At 70.0% G+C, this 21127-nt stretch carries 22 protein-coding genes and 1 riboswitch; of the genes, 7 read left to right on the top strand and 15 right to left on the bottom strand.

Annotated elements, in window-relative coordinates:
- Positions 1-192: 192 nt before the first annotated feature.
- The 3 genes from ACFWM2_RS08955 to ACFWM2_RS08945 all read right to left on the bottom strand — a co-directional run bounded on the left by ACFWM2_RS08955 (position 193) and on the right by ACFWM2_RS08945 (position 2174).
- Positions 193-696 (bottom strand): GNAT family N-acetyltransferase, encoded by a 504-nt coding sequence (locus ACFWM2_RS08955; RefSeq protein ID WP_383275012.1) that lies wholly within the window; start codon positions 694-696, stop codon positions 193-195.
- Between the two features lie 201 nt (positions 697-897).
- Complete coding sequence (locus ACFWM2_RS08950; protein ID WP_383276464.1) at positions 898-1587, bottom strand: 2OG-Fe(II) oxygenase; 690 nt, start codon at positions 1585-1587, stop codon at positions 898-900.
- Between the two features lie 71 nt (positions 1588-1658).
- A complete protein-coding gene (locus ACFWM2_RS08945; protein WP_383275009.1) occupies positions 1659-2174 on the bottom strand; it encodes a methylated-DNA--[protein]-cysteine S-methyltransferase in 516 nt (171 codons plus the stop codon).
- Positions 2175-2433: 259 nt separating this feature from the next.
- Here ACFWM2_RS08945 and ACFWM2_RS08940 point away from each other — a divergent pair, with 259 nt between their 5' ends.
- Positions 2434-2808, top strand: a complete 375-nt coding sequence (locus tag ACFWM2_RS08940; protein WP_383275006.1) for a four-helix bundle copper-binding protein — start codon at positions 2434-2436, stop codon at positions 2806-2808.
- 209 nt (positions 2809-3017) lie between these two features.
- Here ACFWM2_RS08940 and ACFWM2_RS08935 read toward each other — a convergent pair whose 3' ends face one another.
- Positions 3018-3602 carry a histidine phosphatase family protein gene (locus ACFWM2_RS08935; RefSeq protein ID WP_383275003.1) on the bottom strand — a complete coding sequence of 195 codons (585 nt, stop codon included), beginning with the start codon at positions 3600-3602 and terminating at the stop codon, positions 3018-3020.
- 123 nt (positions 3603-3725) lie between these two features.
- A riboswitch (cobalamin riboswitch) is annotated at positions 3726-3888 on the top strand.
- A 37-nt stretch (positions 3889-3925) separates the two neighbouring features.
- Here ACFWM2_RS08935 and ACFWM2_RS08930 point away from each other — a divergent pair.
- Positions 3926-4147, top strand: coding sequence for a CbtB-domain containing protein (locus ACFWM2_RS08930; RefSeq protein ID WP_383275000.1), 222 nt, complete (start codon positions 3926-3928; stop codon positions 4145-4147).
- A 24-nt stretch (positions 4148-4171) separates the two neighbouring features.
- A complete protein-coding gene (locus ACFWM2_RS08925) occupies positions 4172-4945 on the top strand; it encodes a CbtA family protein (RefSeq protein WP_383274997.1) in 774 nt (257 codons plus the stop codon).
- Positions 4946-5005: 60 nt separating this feature from the next.
- Here the strand turns inward: ACFWM2_RS08925 and ACFWM2_RS08920 are convergent, their stop codons facing one another.
- Entirely contained in the window at positions 5006-5599 is a 594-nt protein-coding gene (locus ACFWM2_RS08920; RefSeq protein ID WP_383274994.1) for a TetR/AcrR family transcriptional regulator, read from the bottom strand.
- Positions 5600-5854: 255 nt separating this feature from the next.
- Here ACFWM2_RS08920 and ACFWM2_RS08915 point away from each other — a divergent pair, with 255 nt between their 5' ends.
- The 3 genes from ACFWM2_RS08915 to ACFWM2_RS08905 all read left to right on the top strand — a co-directional run bounded on the left by ACFWM2_RS08915 (position 5855) and on the right by ACFWM2_RS08905 (position 9319).
- Entirely contained in the window at positions 5855-7033 is a 1179-nt protein-coding gene (locus tag ACFWM2_RS08915; protein ID WP_383274991.1) for an acyl-CoA dehydrogenase family protein, read from the top strand.
- 307 nt (positions 7034-7340) lie between these two features.
- A complete protein-coding gene (locus tag ACFWM2_RS08910; RefSeq protein WP_383274988.1) occupies positions 7341-8258 on the top strand; it encodes an endo-beta-N-acetylglucosaminidase H in 918 nt (305 codons plus the stop codon).
- Between the two features lie 386 nt (positions 8259-8644).
- Positions 8645-9319: a GntR family transcriptional regulator gene (locus tag ACFWM2_RS08905; RefSeq protein ID WP_383274985.1), complete on the top strand. Its 675-nt coding sequence runs from the start codon at positions 8645-8647 to the stop codon at positions 9317-9319.
- A 157-nt stretch (positions 9320-9476) separates the two neighbouring features.
- On the opposite strand, the gene ACFWM2_RS08900 is transcribed toward ACFWM2_RS08905, so the two are convergent.
- The 7 genes from ACFWM2_RS08900 to ACFWM2_RS08870 all read right to left on the bottom strand — a co-directional run bounded on the left by ACFWM2_RS08900 (position 9477) and on the right by ACFWM2_RS08870 (position 16345).
- Entirely contained in the window at positions 9477-10103 is a 627-nt protein-coding gene (locus ACFWM2_RS08900; RefSeq protein ID WP_383274982.1) for a malonic semialdehyde reductase, read from the bottom strand.
- A gap of 251 nt (positions 10104-10354) precedes the next feature.
- Positions 10355-11596 (bottom strand): VOC family protein, encoded by a 1242-nt coding sequence (locus ACFWM2_RS08895; protein WP_383274979.1) that lies wholly within the window; start codon positions 11594-11596, stop codon positions 10355-10357.
- Positions 11597-11621: 25 nt separating this feature from the next.
- Positions 11622-12479 (bottom strand): fumarylacetoacetate hydrolase family protein, encoded by an 858-nt coding sequence (locus ACFWM2_RS08890; RefSeq protein WP_383274976.1) that lies wholly within the window; start codon positions 12477-12479, stop codon positions 11622-11624.
- Between the two features lie 28 nt (positions 12480-12507).
- Positions 12508-13095 carry a carboxymuconolactone decarboxylase family protein gene (locus ACFWM2_RS08885; protein WP_383274973.1) on the bottom strand — a complete coding sequence of 196 codons (588 nt, stop codon included), beginning with the start codon at positions 13093-13095 and terminating at the stop codon, positions 12508-12510.
- Positions 13096-13227: 132 nt separating this feature from the next.
- Positions 13228-14649 carry an aldehyde dehydrogenase family protein gene (locus tag ACFWM2_RS08880; RefSeq protein ID WP_383274970.1) on the bottom strand — a complete coding sequence of 474 codons (1422 nt, stop codon included), beginning with the start codon at positions 14647-14649 and terminating at the stop codon, positions 13228-13230.
- Positions 14650-14651: 2 nt separating this feature from the next.
- Positions 14652-15113 (bottom strand): SRPBCC family protein, encoded by a 462-nt coding sequence (locus tag ACFWM2_RS08875; RefSeq protein WP_383274967.1) that lies wholly within the window; start codon positions 15111-15113, stop codon positions 14652-14654.
- Positions 15114-15142: 29 nt separating this feature from the next.
- Positions 15143-16345, bottom strand: a complete 1203-nt coding sequence (locus tag ACFWM2_RS08870) for an oxygenase MpaB family protein (RefSeq protein ID WP_383274964.1) — start codon at positions 16343-16345, stop codon at positions 15143-15145.
- 187 nt (positions 16346-16532) lie between these two features.
- On the opposite strand from ACFWM2_RS08870, the gene ACFWM2_RS08865 reads away from it, so the two are divergent.
- Positions 16533-17201 (top strand): TetR/AcrR family transcriptional regulator, encoded by a 669-nt coding sequence (locus tag ACFWM2_RS08865; protein ID WP_383274961.1) that lies wholly within the window; start codon positions 16533-16535, stop codon positions 17199-17201.
- A 32-nt stretch (positions 17202-17233) separates the two neighbouring features.
- Here ACFWM2_RS08865 and ACFWM2_RS08860 read toward each other — a convergent pair whose 3' ends face one another.
- Genes ACFWM2_RS08860 through ACFWM2_RS08850 form a run of 3 tightly spaced genes read right to left on the bottom strand, consistent with a single transcriptional unit; the run spans position 17234 to position 21118 of the window.
- Complete coding sequence (locus ACFWM2_RS08860) at positions 17234-18319, bottom strand: NAD(P)-dependent alcohol dehydrogenase (RefSeq protein WP_383274958.1); 1086 nt, start codon at positions 18317-18319, stop codon at positions 17234-17236.
- Positions 18320-18323: 4 nt separating this feature from the next.
- Positions 18324-19574, bottom strand: coding sequence for a cytochrome P450 (locus ACFWM2_RS08855; RefSeq protein WP_383274955.1), 1251 nt, complete (start codon positions 19572-19574; stop codon positions 18324-18326).
- Positions 19571-21118 (bottom strand): AMP-binding protein, encoded by a 1548-nt coding sequence (locus ACFWM2_RS08850; RefSeq protein WP_383274952.1) that lies wholly within the window; start codon positions 21116-21118, stop codon positions 19571-19573. The genes ACFWM2_RS08855 and ACFWM2_RS08850 overlap by 4 nt, the downstream gene beginning before the upstream one ends.
- Between the last annotated feature and the right edge of the window lie 9 nt (positions 21119-21127).

Here is a 21127-nt window from a genome sequence, read left to right as displayed (position 1 = left end):
GCCGACGCGGAGGCGTCGGGGGTCAGCTCGCGGAGGTACACCGTGTGGTGGTGACCCGCGCGTAGTCGACGTGCCGGCGCGTCACGAGCACCGTCATCCGACGGAGAAACCAGGGGTGGTCACCCCGCACCACCAGGGACGCGGCGGCGTGAAAGCGCGCGAGACGGCTCCGCCGCGGCGGCCCCGGGGACCTCACGAGACACCGGCGGGAGAGTCGGAGTCCGGCGTGAGCGCTTTGCTGAAGCAGACGCTGAACGGGTTCCGGTCGTGCGGGGGATACGTGCCCACCCGCTGCCAGCCCTCGCGCCCGTAGAGCGCCCGGGCCTCCGGCTGGAGCGCACCCGTCTGCAGCCACAACCGCTCGATGCCGAGCCCGCGTGCCGTCGACTCCACCGCCCGCAGCGCCGCTCTGGCGAGACCACGGCCGCGGTGCTCGGCGTGCACGAAGACCCGCTTCACCTCGTGTCGGTCCGGGAGTCTGCGCAGGGATGCGGTGGCCACCGGAATGTCCTCGGCGTAGCAGACCCAGGTGACGACGATCTCGTCCGCCGTCGGCTGGGGTGCGCGGACGCGACGGTGCTCGACGGGGGCGTAGCGCGGGGCGAGTTCGGCGGACATCAGCGCGCGCAGCCCGGCCGGAGCCGGGGCGTCCCAGTTCTCGGACACCCAGTGGAGTGTGGCGGGCGGCAGGGTCATGACGCATCCTTGCGGCGGGGCGGGGGCGGCCTACGGGCGCCCGGGTGCATGCCGCCATGGTCACCCGCAGGCAGGCGCGTGTCGCTGCGCACGGCCACCTGTTCGCAGAACGGAAACACGCCGTTCGCAGACGCGCGTCGCGCGCAACCGGACCTTCGCACACGCCCTTCAGCGGCCCCTCGGCCGCCGGCCCGGGCCGGCTCAGGCGGCCTCGTGGAAGACCAGGCCCAGGGTGCGGCGTCGACCGGAGCGCACGGTGCTCACGCCGTGGCGCATCGGGGCCACCGACCAGCCGCGCCGGGAAGCGACGGGCCGGTCGCGCGTCGTGAAGACCAGCGCGTGCCCCTGCGGAAGAGTCGTGGACGACCCCCGCGACTGGGCACGTGGGCGCTGTTCCGTCATGAGGAACTCGCCGCCGGTGAAGTCCACTCCGGGTGCGTCGAGGCCGATCACGACCTGGAGCGGGAACAACATCTCGCCGAACACATCGCGGTGCAGGGCGTTCCAGTCCCCGGGGCCGTAACGCAGCAGGATCTGCGCTGACTTGGTCTGTCCGGCGGTGTGACACATCGCCACCCACTCCGCCAGGTTCCCGGGCCAGGGCGCGGGCTGCCCGAGCCTGGCCGCCCAGTCACGGGCGATGGGCAGCAGCCGCGGATAGAACGCCTCGCGCAACTCCCGTACCAGCTCGGGGAGTTCGTGGGTGAAGTAGCGGTACTGACCGGAGCCGAAGCGATGGCGGCCCATGTCGACGGTCGTGCGGAAGCGGTCGTCCTCGTCGTACAGGGCGGCCAGTGCGTGGCACTGGTCCGCGGTGAGGACCCGGCCGGTGAGCGCATGGCCGTGCTCGTCGAGCTCCGCGGTGACCGCGGCCCAGTCCACGGCGGCCACGCGTCCCTCGGCCGTCTGCGCCGTGCGCGGGGAGTGGGCCGTGCCCGCCCGTGCCGTACGCGTGGAGTGGTTCACGACGTGAGGGCCTCTGTGGACTTCAGCTCCAGTTCGAGGAGCCGGCGCTTGGCGTCCAGGCCGCCCGCGTAGCCGGTGAGCGCGCCGTCGGCGCCGATCACCCGGTGGCAGGGGCGCACGATCAGCAGCGGGTTGGCGCCGATGGCCGTGCCGACGGCACGGACCGCGGCCCTCGGGGCGCCGATCCGGGCGGCGATGTCCCCGTAGCTGAGGGTCGTCCCGTACGGGATGCTGTCCAGGGCTTCCCACACCCGCTGGCGGAAGTCGCTGCCGCCGCCCGCGTACTCGATGTCGAAACGGATGAGCGTGCCGTCGAAGTACCCGCGCAGCTGGGCGGCGATCTCGGTGAACGCGTCCGCGTCCTCGATCCAGCCGTGCCGCACGACGGCGGTGTGCCGCTGTCCCGGCATCGACAGCGAGACGAGCGCCGTGCCGCCCTTCGCGGTCACCGACTCCTCGCCCACGAGCAGCAGTTCACCCAGCGGGCTGTCGATCGTCGTATGGAGCGTCATGAGTCCTGTCCCTTCGGGAGCGCGCAGTTCAGGAGGCCCGGGCCGGTGTCTCCCTACGTCCACTGTGGGGCATGCCCGCCGCAGGAACCGGCGGGATTCGGACGCCGTACTGCGGCCTTACTGCGCTCGGGCGAGGGAGGGCCGCGGGGCTCGTCGGAGTCCTGTCCGCCACCGGCACGCGAGTGTCTCTCGTCATCGCCTGAACCGCCCGATCAGGGGCGCAGGGTTTGACACGCTCGACCGCGGCAACCCGCTCCGCGTGACCACAACAGCATCCCAGGAGGAGCTCTTCCGGTTCCTTGAGGATCGTTTCACCTGTGCCCAGGCGTGTACCGACTGTGCACGAGCGTGCGCCTTGCGCGCGAGCCTCGCCGACCCGGACGGCCCCGAAGACCAGGAACGCGTACGACGCCAGGGCATCCTGTGCGCGGAGGTGTGCGACGCGACGTGCCGCATGCTGTCCGAGCAGACGAGCCAGAACGAGGCCACGATCCGCATCCAGTTGGAGTGGTGCCGGACGGTGTGCCTGGAGTGCGCCGAGATCTTCGAGGAGTACGCGGGCGCGGAGGACAGCGCCAAGGCCTGCCGCGAGTGCGCTCAGGCCTGCGCGGACTTCATGGCCACACTGCGCTGAGGTCGGTCGGCCCGCGCAGGTGGGTCCGTGCGGGCACGTGCGAAGGCGGCCCGCGTACGGTGACGGGCCCTCCGCCGTACTCAGCCGGATCGCCTTCGGCGCGGGGCGGGGTTCGGCAGGTCCGCGTGCGGCGTCGGGTTCGGCAGGCCCTCGTGCAGCGGGGGGCTCAACCGCAGGCCGTATGCGGGGCATTGGGCCGCGTCCTGCACTCAGTCGGCGTCCGAACCCTCCAACGGCCGTCCCGTCCGTACGTTCCAGCGGCCCGAGCGTCCGCTGAGCTCCGTGGCTGTCAGTGGCGGCACGTCGACCCGCCAGAACGCCGACTCGGGGGCGCCGAGGGCCCGTACCACCGTGGCCCGGACGACCTCCGGCTCCACCACGGCGACGCTCCGGCCCGTGAGCGGCGCGGCCGTGTCCAGCCAGCGCGCGATCCGGTCGCAGAAATCCCGGACCGATTCCCCGTCGTGCGGTGCGGACTCCGGGTCCGTCAGCCAGCGGGCCACCGAGTCCGGCTCCTTCGCGCTCACCTCGTCCAGGGTCGCGCCGCGCCAGCGGCCCACGTCGAGGCCGGTCAGTTCGGGCACCTCCACCGCGGCGGCGAGGCCGAGCGCATCGGCGGTGTCACGGCAGCGCACGCCGGGGGAGACCCACCGCCGCTCCGCGCCCGGAACGGCGCCCGCCGCCGCCCGCGCACGCCTGAGCCCGGCGGCGTCGACCGGGCAGCCGTCGTCGAAGCGGGCCTGGCGCAGGGCCTCGCTGGACGCCGCTGAGATCAAGATCACTCGACTTGTCATCGGCCAGTTCTCGCGTTCACGACGCGTCCCTCTCCTGCTCGAAAGCCGTACGCGACAAGGGAGTTGGCGGCGCGTCCGGGTGACGGGGGCGCAAAGCGTGCGCTCCGTGCGCCCTTGGCCGGGCTCCCGCTTCGCGGTACGGTCTCGACGATATTGACGACGGTTCGGCGGAAGTCCGGTGGAAGTCCGGCACGGTCGCGCCACTGTAAGCCCACAAGAGCCGCCCCTTGCCAAGGGCGGCGAAGGTCGAGCAAGTCAGACCCGCGGCCGTCGTCCTGTGCACCACCAAGACGGGACGCGAGTTCCCCAGGAGGTCCTGCCACATGGCGCAGTCCGTCGCTCAGCCGACTGTCACCCCCACCGCCGTACCCGCCAAGCTGCCGATCGGCGCGATCGTCCCCTGGGCGGTCTTCTTCGGCATCCTGATGCTGGTCCTGCTCTACTTCGTCGGCGCCGAGCAGGGCGCCACCTCGGTCGTGTCCGGCGAGAACGTGCACGAGTGGGTCCACGACGCCCGCCACCTGCTCGGCTTCCCCTGCCACTGACGGCGCGAGGAAGCGTACGAGTCCATGAACTCCGCAATGGTCAGAAATCTTCTGGTGCGCGGCATGCTGGCGGGTCTCGCCGCCGGTCTGCTCGCCCTGGTCGTCGCCTACTTCCTGGGTGAGCCGCGCGTCGACACGGCGATCGCCTACGAGGAGGCGCACACGCACGAGCACGGCATGGAGGCGGTCACCCGCACCATGCAGTCCACCGGCGGTCTTGCCACCGGCGTGCTCGTCTACGGGGTCGCGTTCGGCGGCATCGCGGCCCTCGCGTACTGCTTCGCGCTCGGCCGGATCGGGCGGTTCGGGCCGCGTGCGAGCGCGCTGCTCCTGTCGACGGCGGGCCTGCTCGCGGTCTACGTCGTGCCGTTCCTCAAGTACCCGGCCAACCCGCCGTCCGTCGGTGACCCCGACACCATCGGCAAGCGCACGACGCTGTACTTCCTGATGATGGTGCTCAGCGTGCTGCTCGCCGTCGCCACGGTGATCCTCGGCAGACGCCTGGCGCCCCGCCTCGGGAACTGGAACGCCACGCTGGTGGCGGGCGCGTTCTTCGTCCTCGCCACCGGTCTCGCGTACGCCTTCCTGCCGGCGGTCAACGAGGTGCCGAAGGACTTCTCGGCCACCCTGCTGTGGCAGTTCCGGCTCGCGGCGCTGGCCATCCAGCTGACCCTGTGGACCGCCTTCGGGCTCGTCTTCGGTGTGCTGGCCCAGCGGCTGCTGACTCCGGCGCCGGCCACCTCGGAACCCCAGCAGCAGGAGAATGCCGCCGTGCCGGCGGCTTCCGTGGCGCCCTGAGCGGCGAGCGGGATCGGGGCCGGGCTCCAGAGGAACCGGCGCCGGCCCGCTTTCGGCGCCTCAGGTCAGCCGCTCGAATCCGTCCAGCATCGCGGTCAGCCCGGTCTCGAACTGTTCGGCGGGGTCGTCGCCGGCCTCGGCACCGGGGCGCAGCACCGCCAGGCTCAGCGCGTGCCCGACGGTGAACTCGCGCAGGCAGCGAACGACGTGACCCGCGTGAGCGGGCCCGAAGCCGGCCGCCCGGAGCTGCTCGGTCAGCCGTGCGCTCGCGTCGACCGCCGCGCGCGAGCGGACCGGATGGGTCGCGAACACCGCGACGGCGTGCGGATGGCCGACCAGCGTGTCCCGCAACTGCCGGCAGTACCGCTCGGCCACCGCACGCCAGGTGCTCTCCCAGGGCAGCGAGTCGACGTCGAGCTCGTCGAAGAGCAGCTCGGCGACACCGTCGAACAGCGCCTCCTGGTCCTTGAAGTAGCGGTACGCGGCCATCGGGTCGACGCCGAGCCCCGCGCCGAGCTTGCGCATGGAGAAGGCGCGCAGGCCGTTGGCGTCGATCAGCGCCAGCGCCGCCGCCGCTATGTACGAGCGGCTCAGCGCAGGTCTGTGGGGAGGGGATGCCTGTCCGCCCCCGGCGTCGTGCTTGTCGGTCTTCATGAGGCGTGTCGTCCATGATCGTCGTCGCGCCGCTCGTGCACTCCCGGGAAACCGCTGATGGGAGGAGTGTCCCCGGGGAACTTCTCGCATGCTACGTCCCGGGCGCCGATCAGGACATGCGCGGGGACGGCCCCCGGAGGTACCTCCGGCGGTCCGGGCGCGTCATCGGCATTCCCAATTTCTGGAACGAGTTCTACTGTGTGCGCCGTCAAGTCCGGGTGGGACCGACCGGTCCACTGGGGGCCAGGAGGCGCCGTGCATCTCGAATACACGCCCGAGCAGCACCAGCTGCGCACCGAACTGCGCGGCTACTTCGCCGAGTTGGTGCCGGACAACGCCTACGCCCGCTACTCCGACCCGGCGGCGCAGAAGCGCTTCTACCGCGACACCATCCGCAGGCTCGGCGCGGACGGCTGGCTGGGCGTCGGCTGGCCCAAGGAGTACGGCGGCCGCGGACTGAGCCCCATGGAACAGTTCATCTTCTTCGACGAGGCGGCCCAGGCCGTCGTACCGCTGCCGCTGATGGCCCTGAACACGGTCGGTCCGACGATCATGCGGTTCGGCACGGACGAGCAGAAGGCGTACTTCCTGCCGAAGATCCTCTCCGGTGAGATCGACTTCGCCATCGGCTACAGCGAGCCCGACGCGGGGACCGATCTCGCCGCGCTGAAGACCAAGGCCGTACGGGAGGGCGACGCGTACGTCGTCAACGGGCAGAAGATCTGGACGACGAACGGCGACACCGCGGACTGGGTCTGGCTCGCGGTCCGCACCGACCCCGACGCCCCGCCCCACAAGGGCATCACCATGCTCCTGGTCCCGACCGCCGACCCTGGCTACTCGTGCACGCTCATCAACACCCTCGCCTCGCACGACACCACGGCGAGCTACTACGAGAACATCCGCGTCCCCGTCTCGCGCCGGGTCGGCGAGGAGAACAAGGGCTGGCGGCTGATCACCAACCAGCTCAACCACGAGCGCGTCACCCTCGCCGCGCACGGCACCATGGCGATCCGCGCCCTGCACGACGTGCAGCGCTGGTCGATGGAGACCAAGCTCGCCGACGGCCGCCGCGTCGTCGACCTCCCCTGGGTACGCCGGCGCCTGGCGCAGACCCACACCAGGCTCGACGCGATGAAGCTCCTGAACTGGCAGATGGTGAACGCCGTCCAGGAGGGCACCCTCACCCCGCAGGACGCCTCGGCCGTCAAGGTGTACGGCTCCGAGGCGCGCCGGGACGCGTACGCCTGGCTGATGGAGATCGTCGCCGCGGCCGGTGCCCTGAAGGAGGGCTCGGCCGGTGCCGTCCTCCACGGAGAGCTGGAACGCGGCTACCGCTCGGCGGTGATCTTCACCTTCGGCGGTGGCAACAACGAGATCCAGCGCGAGATCATCTCGTGGATCGGCCTGGGGATGCCGCGCGTGCGCCGGTAGGCGGATGGGACGAGGCGGTGCTGCGGATCCGCGGCGTGCATGGCTGGTTCGTCCGCGCCGGCGGTGATCGCGTCGATGTCGATCTCCAATGGGTCCTGTTGGTCGCAGGCCTGAGGCAGCGCGGCGGTGTAGCGGTCCAGCAACTCCTTTGCCAGGGCGCAGAGTTACGGCGCGATGTGCGTGGGAGTCGTGAAGAGTTCTCGCATGGTTCTGGGGATTCGGTCACGGGAGCGGAAAGATCGGGGGGCTCACTCGGCGCTTGCGAACAGGTCGGGCGCCGCTTCATGCGATGGGAGACCGATCAACGATGTTCACTCCGGTGCGGAGCAGAGTACGGACGGCCGCGGTCGCGCTCTCGGCTGTTGCGGCCCTCGCCTTCGGCGCGACCGCCACGACCGGCGCGGCAGCGGCCCCCGCTGCCGCGAAACAGGGACCGACCTCGGTGGCGTACGTCGAGGTGAACAACAACAGCATGCTGAACGTCGGCAAGTACACCCTCGCCAACGGCGGCGGCAACGTCTTCGACGTCGCCGTGATCTTCGCGGCGAACATCAACTACGACACGGGCACGAAGGCGGGGACCCTGTACTTCAACGAGAACGTGCAACGCGTCCTCGACAACGCCGCCAGCCAGATACGGCCGTTGCAGCAGAAGGGCATCAAGGTCGTCCTCTCGGTGCTCGGCAACCACCAGGGCGCGGGCTTCGCCAACTTCCCGTCCCAGCAGGCGGCTTCGACGTTCGCGAAACAACTGTCGGACACCGTGGCCAAGTACGGCCTCGACGGCGTCGACTTCGACGACGAGTACGCCGAGTACGGAAACAACGGCACCGGTCAGCCCAACGCCAGTTCGTTCGTGTACCTGGTGTCGGCACTGCGTGCCAACATGCCGGACAAGATCATCAGCCTCTACAACATCGGCCCGTCCGCGTCGCGCCTGTCCTACGGCGGCGTCGACGTCTCGTCCAAGTTCGACTACGCCTGGAACCCGTACTACGGCAGCTGGCAGGTCCCCGGCATCGCACTGCCCAAGTCGAAGCTGTCGCCGGCGGCCGTCGAGATCGGCGGGACCTCGCAGAGCACGGTCGCCACCCTCGCCCGCCGCACGGTCAGCGAGGGGTACGGCGTCTATCTGACGTACAACCTCGACGGCGCCGATCGCAGCGCCGACGTCTCCGCGTTCACCAGGGAGCTGTACGGCAGTGACGCCCGCTACACGCCGTAGGCCGACCATGCTCCCCGACGTCCGGTGCCCCCTCGGGGCGTGCCGTATCCCGTAGGGCCGCGCCCCGGTCAGGCCGCGCTTTCGACAACGATGTCGGAGGCGTGGTCGCGCCACAGGTACCGTGACCTGCGCTGTACCGAAGTGCCAACCATGTCTCTGGTTCTGTGCTTCCGGCAGCTGAAGCTGGTTGGCATCAGCGCAGGTCACGAACGCGCCGCCCGATGCCAACTGGCAATCCTCGTCACAGCGGATTCGACGGGGATGTGCAGCGGGGCGTCGTCGCCCTCGCGGGGCCCGTTGGTCGGCGGCGCGGCCGTACGAAGCCGGCGGTCCTGTCGCGATGTGCGGCGCGGACCGCCCCGCTGCCCCGTGGCTACACTTCGGGGGTGACAAAGGTGGCCTCCTCAGGGACGCGCGCGGACGAAGTTTTCAAGGCTGTGCGAGCCGATCTCCTGACGGCGCGGTTCCGCCCAGGGCAGTGGATGAAGGTGTCCGACCTGCAGAAGCGGTTCGGGGTCAGCATCTCGGTCGTGCGCGAGGCGTTGAACAGGCTTACCGCGGAAGGGCTTCTGCAGAGCTCGGCCCAGCGCGGCTTCCGTGTCCCGGACCTCTCCCTCGCCGATCTGCACGATCTGACGGACGCCAGAATCAAGATCGAGCCCCTGGTGCTCAGGGAGTCCGTGGAGTCCGGCTCCGCCGAGTGGGAGGCCGAAGTGGTGGCGGCGCACCACCTGCTGACCAGGACGCCCGTTCCAGCCCCGGACGGCACTCTGAATCCGGATTGGATTCGGGTGCATGCCGCGTTCCACGAGGCCCTGCTCGCCGGATGCCCGAACGCCCATCTCCGCTCCGTGGCGACTTCGCTCCGGGACAAGGCGGAGATGTACCGAATGGGCGCCCCGCTGCCCGTCGGAAGCGGGGATGTCGCGGCCGAGCACCGGCCGCTGATGGATCTGGCGTTGGCGCGTCGAAAGGACGAGGCCGCCGCACTTCTCGTGCGCCACATCGAGCACGCCCGACAGGCTGTGGTGGGCCGACTCGCGACTCACGGCAGGGACTGACCGTCGCGGGCGGCGGGCCCCGCCTCGGGTCGGCTGCTCCCGTCCCAGGTGACCGGCCGTAGCGTGCGACCCTCCGTCGCTCGGCAGGCTGCCTGTGGTGTCTCGAACGGCTCGATGAGTCCTTCCCGGAGAGGGGCCACGTCGGAGGCGCACCGACTCAGGCCCAGGTGATGACTTGCCCGTGGTCCAGGCGGGGAAGCCGTTGGAACCAGGGACGCTCGCTGGGATGCCCGATGTTGACCACCAAGGTCGACCGCAGCCGTCCGTCGGGGAAGAACTCCGCATCGAGACCGGCGTCGTCGAACCCCTTCATCGGTCCGGCGGCGAGACCGAGGGCACGGACGGCGAGAACGAAGTAGCCCGCCTGAAGTGCCGTGTTGTAGCCGGCGACCGACTCCCGCTTCTCGGCGTCGGCCTCGAACACCTCCCGGGCCCCGGGACGGAAGGGCAGCAGGTCGGGAAGGTGGTCGTGGAACCGCGTATCGGCGGCCAGCACCGCGAGGACAGGTGCCGAGGCGCTCTTGGGGCGATTGCCCTCGGCCAGGTGCTTCATCACCCGGGCACGGCCCTCCGGAGTGCGTAGGTACAGCACGCGCAGCGGCTGGCTGTTGGTCTCCGTGGGTGCCCACCGGGCCAACTCCCAGATACTGAGCAGTTCCTCATCGCTCACGGGGGTCTCGGCGAAGCTGTTCGGCGTACGCGCCCGGGTGAAGAGAGCCGCCAGCCCGGCCTCGTCGAGCCGCGGAAGGGGCTCCAGCAGGACCTCTGCCGATGGTGCGGACATGCAGTGCTCGCTTTCTCGAATTCTCGGGTTCTCCACGGAACACCTCGGCGGAGCCGCTGAGTTGACGCTGCCGTGGGCCGTGGGCCCTGGGCCGTGGGCCGTGTGGCGGGACGGGGGTACGGGGTCACGCGGCGTCGGAATCCCGGCGCTGCTGACCCCGGCCGGCCGAGGGCTCGGCCGGCCCGGGTCGGATCCAGCTGCTGGAACCACGAGTCAGCGTGCGGACACGGCCCCTTTCAGCCGCGTACAGGTCAGCCCAGGGGGCCCATGAAGGTCTGATCGGCGTAACTGTCCGACACGGCCGTCACGGCATCGGGCCACGGGGTGGTGACAGTCCGGCGTGCGCTCTGCGGCCTGGGCCTGCCCTCCCAACCGAGCTGCTCCATGTAGGAGTACAGGCAGACCAGGTGACCGTCGGGGTCTCGCAGATGAGCCGCGTAGTCGATGCCCAGGTACAGCTCGGCCGGGATGTCCTCGACGAGCGTGTAGCCCTCCTGCACCAGGTACTGCACGGCGGCGCGCAGTTGGCTGTAGCTGCCCATCTCCATGCCGATGCTCAGACACGAGGTGTGCTCGCTCAGCCCGAGCTGACCGCGCAGCGCCTTGTCCACGAGGACGAAGGTGTGGTGCTCGCTCGCGCTGCGCAGGTGCACGATGCGCTTGCCGAGGTGCTGGGCCTCTTCCGTGATCTCGAAGCCGAGCAGGTCCGTGTAGAAGGCGAGCATCTCCTCCATCCGCTCGGTGAACATCGAGACCGGACCGAGCCGGGTGATCTTGAAGGGTCGGGGCAGCAGAACGCCGCCGACGTCGTACGTCTCCTTCAGGTGCCCCTCGGACGGGATCCACCCGGAGTGGGTGTCGATGCCGCGGTCCCGCGCCTCCTGGAGCTCGGCGGCCTCCGACATCTGGGGCAGGGACGGCACCGTGTCGAAGCCCCGGTAGTGCATGTCGGCCGGCCGGGAGGTGCGCGACCAGCCGATCTGTTCCATGCCGTAGTAGAGCTCGACCGTGTTCCCGTCCGGGTCGAGGAAGTAGACGTGCCAGTTCCCGCCGGGCATGTCCCGTCCGACGCGTCCGATCTCCACGCCGTGGGCCCGCAGATACGCCTCGGCGTCCACGACTTCCTGAAGGCTGCCCACCTGCCAGGTGATCTGACTGAGCGTGTTGTCCTTCGCGTGCAGGTCGTTGCCGAAGAAGGTGCCGAAGGTCCGGTGCGCCAGCAACAGGGCGTGGTGGTCGGAGGAGTTGCTGGTGAAGATCAGCCGGGGGTCGGTGATGACCTTCTGCAGGGCAGGGAGTGCCTGCGGGGGCGCATCCTTGAACATGTCCACTTCGTCGGTGACGCGGAACCCGAGCTTGTCGACGTAGAAGGTGATGGCCTCGTCGAGTCGCTCCAGGTTGAAACCGAAGTGACCGAAACGCCTGATCTTGAAGGGGCGGGGCAGCAGGACTCCGCCGACGTCGAACTGCTCGTTGTGTGCTGTGGTCGCCATGACCGGTCTCCTTGCTTACTGCTTGCTACTTGTCCTCGTCGGAGTAGTCGGGGCCCGCTGTCACGGTGTTGGTCAGCTCCCCGATACCCGTCGCCCAACTGGCCAGGGTGTCGCCGGGCTTGAGGAAGACACTCGGGTTCCGCAGCGCGCCGACGCCCCCGGGCGTGCCGGTGAAGATGACGTCGCCCGGCAGCAGCGGGCACACGGCCGAGAGGCGTGCGATCAGTTCGGCGACGGAGTGGACCATGGTGGAGGTACGGCTCTTCTGCATCACACGGCCGTTGAGGGTGCAGCCGATCTCCACGTCGTCGGGGTCGTCGAAGGCGTCCGGGGTGACGAGGACCGGCCCCATCGGCCCGAACCCCGGGAAGGACTTGCCCATGGAGAACTGCGGTGCGGGCCCCGCCATCTGCACGGCCCGTTCGGAGATGTCCTGGCCCACCGTGAGTCCGGCCACGTGGCGCCATGCGTCCCGCTCGGCCACTCGTTCGGCGCGCTGACCCATCACGACGACGAGTTCGACCTCGCAGTCGACGTGCCGGCTGGGCAGTGGGATGGCGTCACGGGGACCCGAGAGACAGCTCGGGAACTTGGTGAAGATCAGTGGCGCCTCGGGGAGGGCGACCTTGGCCTCCTCCACGTGTTCCCGGTAGTTGGCGCCGACGGCGAAGACCTGCCGTGGCAGTGGGATGGGGAACTGCAGCCGGTCCAGAGGCAGTTGCTCTCCCTGCGGCTCCGTGGACGCCCACTCGACGAGGTCGTCCCACACGTCGAACAGCCGCTCCGGAGCAGCCGGGAACCGGCCGTTGGCGGCCCGTTCGATGTCGACGGCCGACTCGCCGTCGACCAGGACCAGCCGGTTGTCTATGACTCCGATACGCACGGTGGCGCTCTCCTTGTCTGTGGATCGTCTACTGGCCGAGGCGCAGGCCCGGCAGCGCCTCGTCGAGGGGCACACGGAGCGCCCGAAGGGTGTCGGCCAGCATGATGTAGTGGCCCACCAGCATCGGCAGCTCGATCAGCTGCTCCGTGCTCAGCAGCACGCTCACCTCACGCCAGGTGGCATCGGTGATCGTGTGCTCGGCGTGGAGTTCGTCCGCAGCGGCGACGAGCAGCTGCTCGCGAAGCGTCCACGTCGGTGAGGGTTCTCCGGTCAGGGCGGCGAAGTCGTCGTCGGTCAGCCCCGCCCTGGCGCCGATCACGCGGTGGTTCTCCAGCTCGTACGCGCTCCCGCAGCGCCAGGACGCCCTGATGATCAGGAACTCCCGCTCACGGGGCGGGAAGGCGGAGTGCCGTAGCAGCTGCACGCACAGCGGCAGCCAGGCGCGGAAGAGAGCCGGGTGCTGCACCAACGTGCTGAACAGATGGGGGACTTGGCCGTCCTGGACCACCGCGAGCAGTCGGCGCTGCTCCTCTGTGCGGTGCGCGGGGTCGAGCGGCGGGAGGCGGGACTCCTCGGTCGTAGGGGAGTGGGGCTTGGCCAGTTGCGGATCTGGCATGGCACTGACTCCTGAATCATCGATGATATTAAGAATAATCGTTGATTATTCGGCTTGGGAAGCATGCTGCAACTGGCCGGCGCGATCGGCGTGATGGTTCGTTTCGCGTCGGCCAGGACATGCCGGACGGCCCTAGAGCTGGAAGGACTTGATCTCCTGGAACTCCTCCAGCCCGTACCGGCCGTTCTCGCGGCCGTTGCCGGACTGCTTGTAGCCGCCGAAGGGCGCGTTGGGGTTGAAGCCTCCGCCGTTGATCTGCACCTGGCCGGCACGGACACGACGTCCGACGGCCAGCGCTGTCTCCTGCTCGGGGGCCCAGACACCGGCGGCCAGGCCGAACGAGGTGTCATTGGCCAGCAGGACGGCCTCGTCAAAGGTGCGGTAGATCTGGACGACCAGGACCGGCCCGAAGATCTCCTCGCGCGTGATGCGCGCCTGCGCCGGTACGCGGGTGAAGACGGTGGGCTGCACGTAGAAGCCGCGCTCCGGTCCGGCCGGCCGCTGCGGCCCGCCGACCAGCAGGCGGTGCCCCGCGTCGATGGCCGAGCGCATGTACCCCGTCACCCGGTCGCGTTGCGCCTTGGAGGCGAGCGGCCCGTACTGGGTCGACTCCTCCCGCGGGTCACCGAGCCGCATGGCTGCGACCTCGGCCGCGAGCAGCTCCTCGGCCTCGTCGATCTCGTCGGCGTGCACCAGCAGCCGGGTGAGTGCGAAGCAGGTCTGCCCCGAGTTGACGAAAGCTGCCTGCAGCACCTGGGAGAGGGTGGTGGACAGATCGGTGCCCGGCAGTACGATCGCCGGGCTCTTGCCGCCGAGTTCCAGGGACACCTTCTTGATCGTGGGGGCCGCGGCCTGGCTGACCTTGATGCCCGCGGCGGTGGATCCGGTGAAGGAGACCAGGTCCACCTGGGGGTGTGCGGCGATTGCCTGTCCGACGACCGGTCCGTCGCCGCTCACCAGGTTGAACACACCCGGGGGCAACCCGGCCGCTTCGATGATCTCGGTCAGCGCCCAGATGGTCAGCGGCGCGACCTCGCTGGGTTTGAGCACCACGGTGTTGCCCGCAGCCAACGCCGGCGCGACCTTGGCCGTGCTCTGGTGCATCGGGTAGTTCCACGGCGCGATCGCACCGACCACCCCGTACGGCTCGCGCACGACACGGGAGTTGCCGATCCCCTCGAACGCGTCGGCGCTGTCCGCGACCGCCTGCGCCGCAAAGGCGAAGTTGTTGAGGGGCAGTCCGGCGTGCGCCAGGCGAGAGAGGCCGATGGGCGTGCCCACGTCGTCGGTGGCCAGGACGGCCAGTTCTTCGGCGCGCTGCTGGAGTCCCGCGGCGACGCGGCCCAGTGCCGCGGCGCGCTCCTTGGCCGGGGTGCGGGCCCATCCGTCCGCTGCGCTGCGGGCCGCGGCCACGGCCCGGTCCACGTCGCGGCTGCTGCCCATCGGCACGTGGGCGATGACCTCCTCGGTGGCCGGATTGACCACCTCGGCGGACGTGGTCGCGTCCGGTGCCACCCAGCGTCCGTCGATGAAGATCCTGCTGTAGTCGGGCATGGTCAGCCTTCCAGGGCGGTCTTGATGTTGGCGAGGTAGGCGTCGTGGGAGGCCGGGTCTCGCAGCGAGTCTCCGTAGAGCCGGGCGGTGGCTTCGTCGGGGAGGGCCGAGGCCATGTCGCGGCGGAAGTCGCAGCCGCCCCCGGCCGCGGTGAAGGTGTACGTGATCCGGCAGTGCAGCCCCGGCACGCGCAGCCGGTCGGTGGCGATCACCCAGCGCCGGCCCGTCTCGGCCACGACGACCACCCATTCGACGGCGAAGGGATCCGTTCCGTCGGGATCGTGGATCAGCTCGGTCCAACGCGTTCCCTCGCCCGCCGGCTGCCGGCAGACCCCGGCCCCGGCCGCCGTCACGGCCGCGGTCACCGGATGTGTGCCCACCCAGTTGTCCGGGGTCGAGACGAACTCGTAGACCCGTTCGGGCTCGCACCGGACATGGATGGTGCTCCTGGTGGCCGCCCGCATCCGTGTCACTCCTGTCCCCATCGCGCCGCTCACTTCCGATCCGTGGGCGCCGGCCCCGATGGCTGCCCGTCGTGCTGGTAGGCGGTCGGGTCATCGGGCTGGGCCATCGCCTCCCGGGCCGATGCCAGGGCTTGTTCCTGCCGGCGCTGCCAAGCGGCGGGGTCCCGGCGCAGTCGCCGTCGTCGCCGGCCGATACGGCGGATGACGGGGCCGAGTGCGGCATCGGCGGCGCCGGCCCGGGGCAGGTCCAGCTCGTCCGCGGCCTGCTCGCCGTGGAAACGGCGGGTGAGCGCGAACAGCACCGGCAGTCCCACCCGCGTCGGGATGCGGGCCAGCCGGTGCAGGTCACCGGCGATCGCCTCCAGCGTGGCAAAGGCGAGTTGGGACGATTCCGGTACGGCCGGTCCGGTGACGGCCTGCAGCAGCTCGTCGACTCGTTCGGCGGCCTGGTGGGACGCGATGCCCTCGACCAGGCCGGCGTCGATGCCCATCAAGTGGGCGATGTACCACCAGTACCGGTACAGCGAGGCCGTCTCGGCGGCGGTCCGCGTCCAGCCCATCGTCTCCTCGGCGCGGTAGGAGGTGAGGGTGAAGTCCATCCAGGTGCGGGCCAGATCGGCCTGGTTGACCGGTGTGCCGTACACCTCGGGGTCGTAGCCCCGGGTGAGCGCCAGACGCCGCATGTGCGCGTGCAGCATGCGCACCTGCACGGTGGCCACGTAGCCGGGCGCGCCGGGCCGCAGCGACCCGGGCAACATCGCGGTGACCACCCACTTGCCGGTCTCCCGCAGGCGTCGCGGGACGCCCTCGAGCAGCCGGCCCGAGAGGGCCAGGACCTGGGCTATCGAGGGTGATTCGTAGACGCGGACGAGAGCGCCGGCGCTCAGTGAGATCGCGTGTGCGGGCGCCGGTGCGCTGAAGAACGGCAGCGATCCGCTGTCCAGCAACGCGTCATCGACATAGCCGGGCACGCTCTCGCACTGCGCGAGCAGGGCCGCGACCGCGGGCGGGGGATCGGTCAACGAGGCCAGCCCCGAGGCAAGGCCATCGTGGAGCGCTGCGCGCACCGTCCGGCCGTGTGTGTGGATCTCTTCGACGACGGCGTCGGCCAGCGGGTCGCCCGTGGTGAGCGCCCAGCCCATCAGGTCGGCGCGCCCCTGTCCGAACTGGGCGACGATCACGTCGCGGCCGGCGCGCCCGGTGGGCCACGGTCGGCCATCGTGCCAGGTCACGGGCTCGGATCTGGCTTCCTGGGTCCTCATATGAGGATGCCCTCCTGATCGCGGCGAATATCTGACAGCTGTCAGGTTAGCCATAATCTGACAGGCGTCAAGTATTTCGGGCCAGGGAAGGAACTGCGTCTAGACTCTGATCCGCACCACGACGCCAGGGCCTCGCGAACGTCTGAAGGAGTACGGCATGACGGTTCGGCAGAGTCGAGGCCCGGGCCGCCCCTCCGCCTCAGGACCCACACCGCCCTCCGAGGACCAGATCCTGCGGCAGGGGCTGGAGGCCTTCGTCGAGCTCGGCTACGACGGCGCCTCGATGCGGGAACTTGCGCGCAGACTCGGCGTCAGCCACAACTTCATCAACGACCGCTACGGCTCGAAGCAGGTGTTCTGGCGGGCAGTGGTGGATCAGGCGCTCGAGGAAGCGACCGGGTTCCTCACGGCGGCCCTGGAATCGGGCGACGACGAGGAGCGGCTGACCGCCATCGTCCGCCGCTTCTATCAGCAGGCCGTCCGCAAACCTCGTCTCAACCAGCTCATGCTCGAGGAGTCGCACTGCCGCAGTGAGCGCCTGGACTACGTTTTCGATCGATACGTGGCCCCCCTCATCGCCGCCATCGAGCCCAGCGTGCGGCGCCTGGTCGCGGCAGGCCGGCTCCCCGACACTCCGATGTACCTCCTGTACTCGGCCGTGATCGGCCCCGCCGCCGCCCTGACCCGCCGTCCCATGGTGGAGCGGCTCGGCTGGCCGTCAGACCCGGACGAGGCGGAACTGACCGCAATCGCCGACGACTTGGCGCGCCTGGCACTCAACGGGCTGCTCGGCCCCCCGCCGTCGGGCAGCGCACCCCAGCTCTGAACTCCTGAACCACGGATCAGGTGCCCCCGCTCTCACGGGATCAGTACGGGTTTGACGCTCGTGCCGTCGGCGGCGTCGGCTTCGGCCTGGTTGATCTGGTGCAGCGGGTAGGTGGTGATGAGCCGGTCGAAGGGGAAGCGGCCCTGCTGCCACAGATCGATGAGGCGGGGGACGAGGAGTTGGGGCACCGCGTCGCCTTCGAGGATGCCCATGAGGTTGCGTCCGCCGGCCAGTGCCATCGGGTCCAGTACGAGGTCGCCCTGCTGGACACCGACGAGTCCGCAAGTGCCGGTGGGGCGGAGGCAGTTGACGGCGGTGGCGATGACGGCGGGAACGCCCGTGGTGTCGAAGGCGTACTGGACGCCCTCGCCGGTGAGGGCGAGGATCTGGGCGGCGATGTCGGGGTCGGCACCGTTGAGTGCGTGGGTGGCGCCGAGTTCACGGGCGAGATCGAGGCGGCTTTGGTGCAGGTCGACGGCGACGACGGTGGTGGCTCCGGCGACGCCCGCGGCCATGACGGCGGCGAGCCCGACGCCGCCGGTACCGAAGACGGCGATGCTCGAACCGGCTCTGACGCCCAGCGAGTTGAGCACTGAGCCGGCGCCGGTCAGGATGCCGCAGCCGAGGGGGCCGAGGAGTTCCAGCGGGAGGCCCGGATCCACCCGTACGGCGTTGCGGACCGTTGCGATGGCATGGGTGGCGAAACTGGACTGGGCGAACCAGCGGGCGGCGACCGGCTTCCCGTCCGGGCCGGTGGCGGGCGTGGAGCCGTCGGTGGCCAGGCCGCTGAGGTTGCGGGGGAAGAACTCGGCGCAGTAGGCGGGGTGCGCGGTCCGGCAGTTCGTGCACGCGCCGCAGGAGTCGAAGGACAGCACCACGGGATCGCCGGCGGCGAGACCGGTGACCCCGGGTCCGACGGCCTCGATGGTCCCGGACCCCTCATGGCCCAGGATCACCGGCTTCCCGATCAGCTCGGTGTGGCCGAGCAGGTCGGTGTGGCACAGACCGGCTCCGGCGATCCTGACGAGGACCTCGCCGGGTCCGGGGTCGTCGAGCCGGACCTCTTCGATGGTGTACCGCGCGCCCGCGGTGCGGAGCACGGCTGCGTTGGCCTGCATGCAATCAGCCCTTCAGGGTGTAGCGGATGGGCAGGCGCTTGAGGCCGCCGACAAAGGTGGTGGCCACCGACTCCGGCCGGCCCGCGAGTTCGACGGACTCCAGCCGGGGCAGCAGCTCGGCGAACAGGGAGCGGATCTCGATGCGGGCGAGTGCGGCGCCGAGACAGTAGTGGACGCCGAAACCGAAGGCGAGGTGCTTGTTCGGGTCGCGGCCGACGTCGAAGCGGAAGGGCTCGTCGAAGACATCCTCGTCGCGGTTGGCGGAGGGATAGGAGAGAAGCATCGACTCGCCCTGCCGGATGGTCACTCCGCCGATCTTGGTATCGGCAGTAGCGGTGCGCATGAACTCCTTGACGGGCGTGACCCAGCGGATCATCTCGTCGACAGCCGTCGGCAGCAGGGCCGGATCGTTCCGCAACCTGGCCAGTTCGTCGGGGTGTTGGATGAGAGCGTGCAGACCGCCGGAGATGGTGGAGCTGGTGGTGTCGTGCCCGGCGGTGGCGACGATGACGTAGTACGAGAGGGTGTCGAAGTCCGACAGGTGCTCGCCGTCGATCCGGGCGTTGGCGATCGCCGAGGCCAGGTCATCGGTGGGGGTGGCCCGGCGCGCGGTGGTGAGGTCCTGGAAGTAGGCGAAGAAGTCGAGCAGCGTCGCCATGGCGTCGTCCGCGTCGGCGCCGCGCCGCATTTCGGTGTCGTCGCCCCCGAACAGTTCCTGAGTGAGCTGGAGCAGCCGCGGGAAGTCCGACTCGGGCAGTCCGAGCAGCGAGAGGATCACATACAGCGGGTAGTGGACGGAGACCTGCTGGACGAAGTCGCACTCGCCGGCCAGGCCGGCCATCCGCTCCACATAGTTCCGGGCCAGCTCGTTCACCCGTTCCTGCATCGCGCGCATCGCCTTGGGCCGGAACCAGTCGGCGCCGATCGCCCGGACCACCCGGTGCTGCGGGTCGTCCATGTGGATGAGGGTGCGTAAGGCGATTCCCTCGGCTTCGCGTTGCTTGTGCAGTGCGTCCAACTCGGCGGTCTGCAGCAGCGACCGGGGAGCGTTGACGAACAGCGTGTGGTTCCGCTCGATCTCCATGATGTCGGCGTGCCGGGTGATGGCCCAGAACGGACCGTACCCGGCTGCCTCGACCCGGTGCACCGGGGACTCACGGCGCAGCAGCGCGAGCGCCTCGTGGAGTCGGGCCTCGTCCGCGTAGGCGGACGGGTCGGCGAGGGCCAGGCCCGCTTCGGTCGTCGTCATCGTCATCGGGGGGTCTCCTGCTCGTTCTTGGCGTACTCGTCGCGGAGCATCCGCTTGAGGAGCTTTCCAGTGGGATGGCGTGGCAGGTCGGCACGGAAGTCGACCGACCGGGGGCATTTGTAGTGGGCCAGATGTTCGCGGCAGGAGGCGATGAGCTCGGCGGCGAGCGCCGGCCCCGCGTCGTCCATCGACACCGGCTGTACGACCGCTTTGACCTGCTCACCCATTTCGGGGTCGGGCACGCCGATGACCGCGACGTCGAGGACCTTGGGGTGCAGGGCGAGGAGGTTCTCGGCCTCCTGCGGATAGATGTTCACGCCGCCGCTGATGATCATGTGCGAGAGCCGGTCGGTGAGGTACAGGAAACCCTCCTCGTCCAGGTAACCGACGTCGCCGAGGGTGACCCAGCCGCGTCCCTTCGGGTCGAGGGCGGCGGCGGTCTTCGCCGGGTCCCCGTGGTACTCGAACGGCGGTCCGTCGGAGAAGTACAAGGTCCCGACCTCGCCGGGCGGCAGCTCCTCGCCCGTCTCGTCGCAGACATGGGGCCGGCCGACCAGCGAGCGGCCCACGGTGCCCTTGTGGGTCAGCCAGTCGGGGGAGTCGACGTAGGTGAAGCAGGCCGCTTCCGTGCCGGAGTAGTACTCGTGCAGCACCGGCCCCCACCACTCGATCATCCGCTCCTTGACCGGCACCGGACAGGGTGCGGCCGCGTGCACGGCGTACCGCAGGGACGTCAGGTCGTAGCGGGCTCGGACCTCGGAGGGCAGTCTCAGCAGCCGGATGAACATCGTCGGCACCCACTGGCTGTGCGTGATCCGGTACCTCTCGATCGCGGCCAGCGCCTGCTCGGCGTCGAACGCTTCCATGACCACCACCGGCATGCCGAACCGCTGCATCGTCAGGCAGTACCGCAGTGGCGCGGCGTGGTAGAGCGGCGCCGGGGACAGATAGACCGAGTCGTCCTCCGGCGGGAACAGCACTGACACCAGCTTGTTGAGCGAGTCGGGGGTACCCATCGGGGCCGACGGCAGCGGCGGCTTGACGCCTTTGGGCCGGCCGGTGGTGCCCGAGGAGTACAGCATGTCCACGCCCTCCGCCTCCTGCGGCAAGGGCGTGACGGGGGAGGCGGCGGTCACGGCCTCGTACGAGTCGAACCCCTCGGCCACCGCGTCGAGCATGAGCCGCAGACGGACCCGCGGAGTGCGGACCGACAGCCGCACCGCGATGTCCGCCACTGCCGCGGAGGCGATGAAGGCCTGCGCCCCGCAGTCGTCGACGATGTAGGCGCTCTCGTCGGCCTGCAGCTTCGGGCTGATCGCGGTGTAGTACAGACCCGAGCGCTGCGCCGCCCACGCGATGGCCAGGAACTCCCGCCGGTTCTCCAGCATGAACGCGAGGTGGTCCCCGGGGCGCAGGCCGGCTTCGTACAGGACGTGCGCGAGCCGGTTCGACGCCGCGTCCAGTTCGGCGAAGGTGAGCGTCCGACCCGAACCGGTCATGATCACCGCAGGCCTGTCCGGGTACTGGGCTGCGATCTGCCCAAGATGCATGAGGAACTC

This window comes from Streptomyces sp. NPDC058371, from assembly GCF_042723265.1.
GTDB lineage: Bacteria > Actinomycetota > Actinomycetes > Streptomycetales > Streptomycetaceae > Streptomyces.
This window is presented reverse-complemented; position numbering and strand designations above follow the sequence as displayed.

Coding starts and splice junctions, on each gene's coding strand:
- ACFWM2_RS08955 (WP_383275012.1), bottom strand. CDS start 696: ATGACCCTGCCGCCCGCCACACTCCACTGGGTGTCCGAGAACTGGGAC.
- ACFWM2_RS08945 (WP_383275009.1), bottom strand. CDS start 2,174: ATGACGCTCCATACGACGATCGACAGCCCGCTGGGTGAACTGCTGCTC.
- ACFWM2_RS08935 (WP_383275003.1), bottom strand. CDS start 3,602: ATGACAAGTCGAGTGATCTTGATCTCAGCGGCGTCCAGCGAGGCCCTG.
- ACFWM2_RS08930 (WP_383275000.1), top strand. CDS start 3,926: ATGGCGCAGTCCGTCGCTCAGCCGACTGTCACCCCCACCGCCGTACCC.
- ACFWM2_RS08925 (WP_383274997.1), top strand. CDS start 4,172: ATGAACTCCGCAATGGTCAGAAATCTTCTGGTGCGCGGCATGCTGGCG.
- ACFWM2_RS08920 (WP_383274994.1), bottom strand. CDS start 5,599: ATGAAGACCGACAAGCACGACGCCGGGGGCGGACAGGCATCCCCTCCC.
- ACFWM2_RS08910 (WP_383274988.1), top strand. CDS start 7,341: ATGTTCACTCCGGTGCGGAGCAGAGTACGGACGGCCGCGGTCGCGCTC.
- ACFWM2_RS08900 (WP_383274982.1), bottom strand. CDS start 10,103: ATGTCCGCACCATCGGCAGAGGTCCTGCTGGAGCCCCTTCCGCGGCTC.
- ACFWM2_RS08895 (WP_383274979.1), bottom strand. CDS start 11,596: ATGGCGACCACAGCACACAACGAGCAGTTCGACGTCGGCGGAGTCCTG.
- ACFWM2_RS08885 (WP_383274973.1), bottom strand. CDS start 13,095: ATGCCAGATCCGCAACTGGCCAAGCCCCACTCCCCTACGACCGAGGAG.
- ACFWM2_RS08880 (WP_383274970.1), bottom strand. CDS start 14,649: ATGCCCGACTACAGCAGGATCTTCATCGACGGACGCTGGGTGGCACCG.
- ACFWM2_RS08875 (WP_383274967.1), bottom strand. CDS start 15,113: ATGCGGGCGGCCACCAGGAGCACCATCCATGTCCGGTGCGAGCCCGAA.
- ACFWM2_RS08865 (WP_383274961.1), top strand. CDS start 16,533: ATGACGGTTCGGCAGAGTCGAGGCCCGGGCCGCCCCTCCGCCTCAGGA.
- ACFWM2_RS08860 (WP_383274958.1), bottom strand. CDS start 18,319: ATGCAGGCCAACGCAGCCGTGCTCCGCACCGCGGGCGCGCGGTACACC.
- ACFWM2_RS08855 (WP_383274955.1), bottom strand. CDS start 19,574: ATGACGATGACGACGACCGAAGCGGGCCTGGCCCTCGCCGACCCGTCC.
- ACFWM2_RS08850 (WP_383274952.1), bottom strand. CDS start 21,118: ATGCATCTTGGGCAGATCGCAGCCCAGTACCCGGACAGGCCTGCGGTG.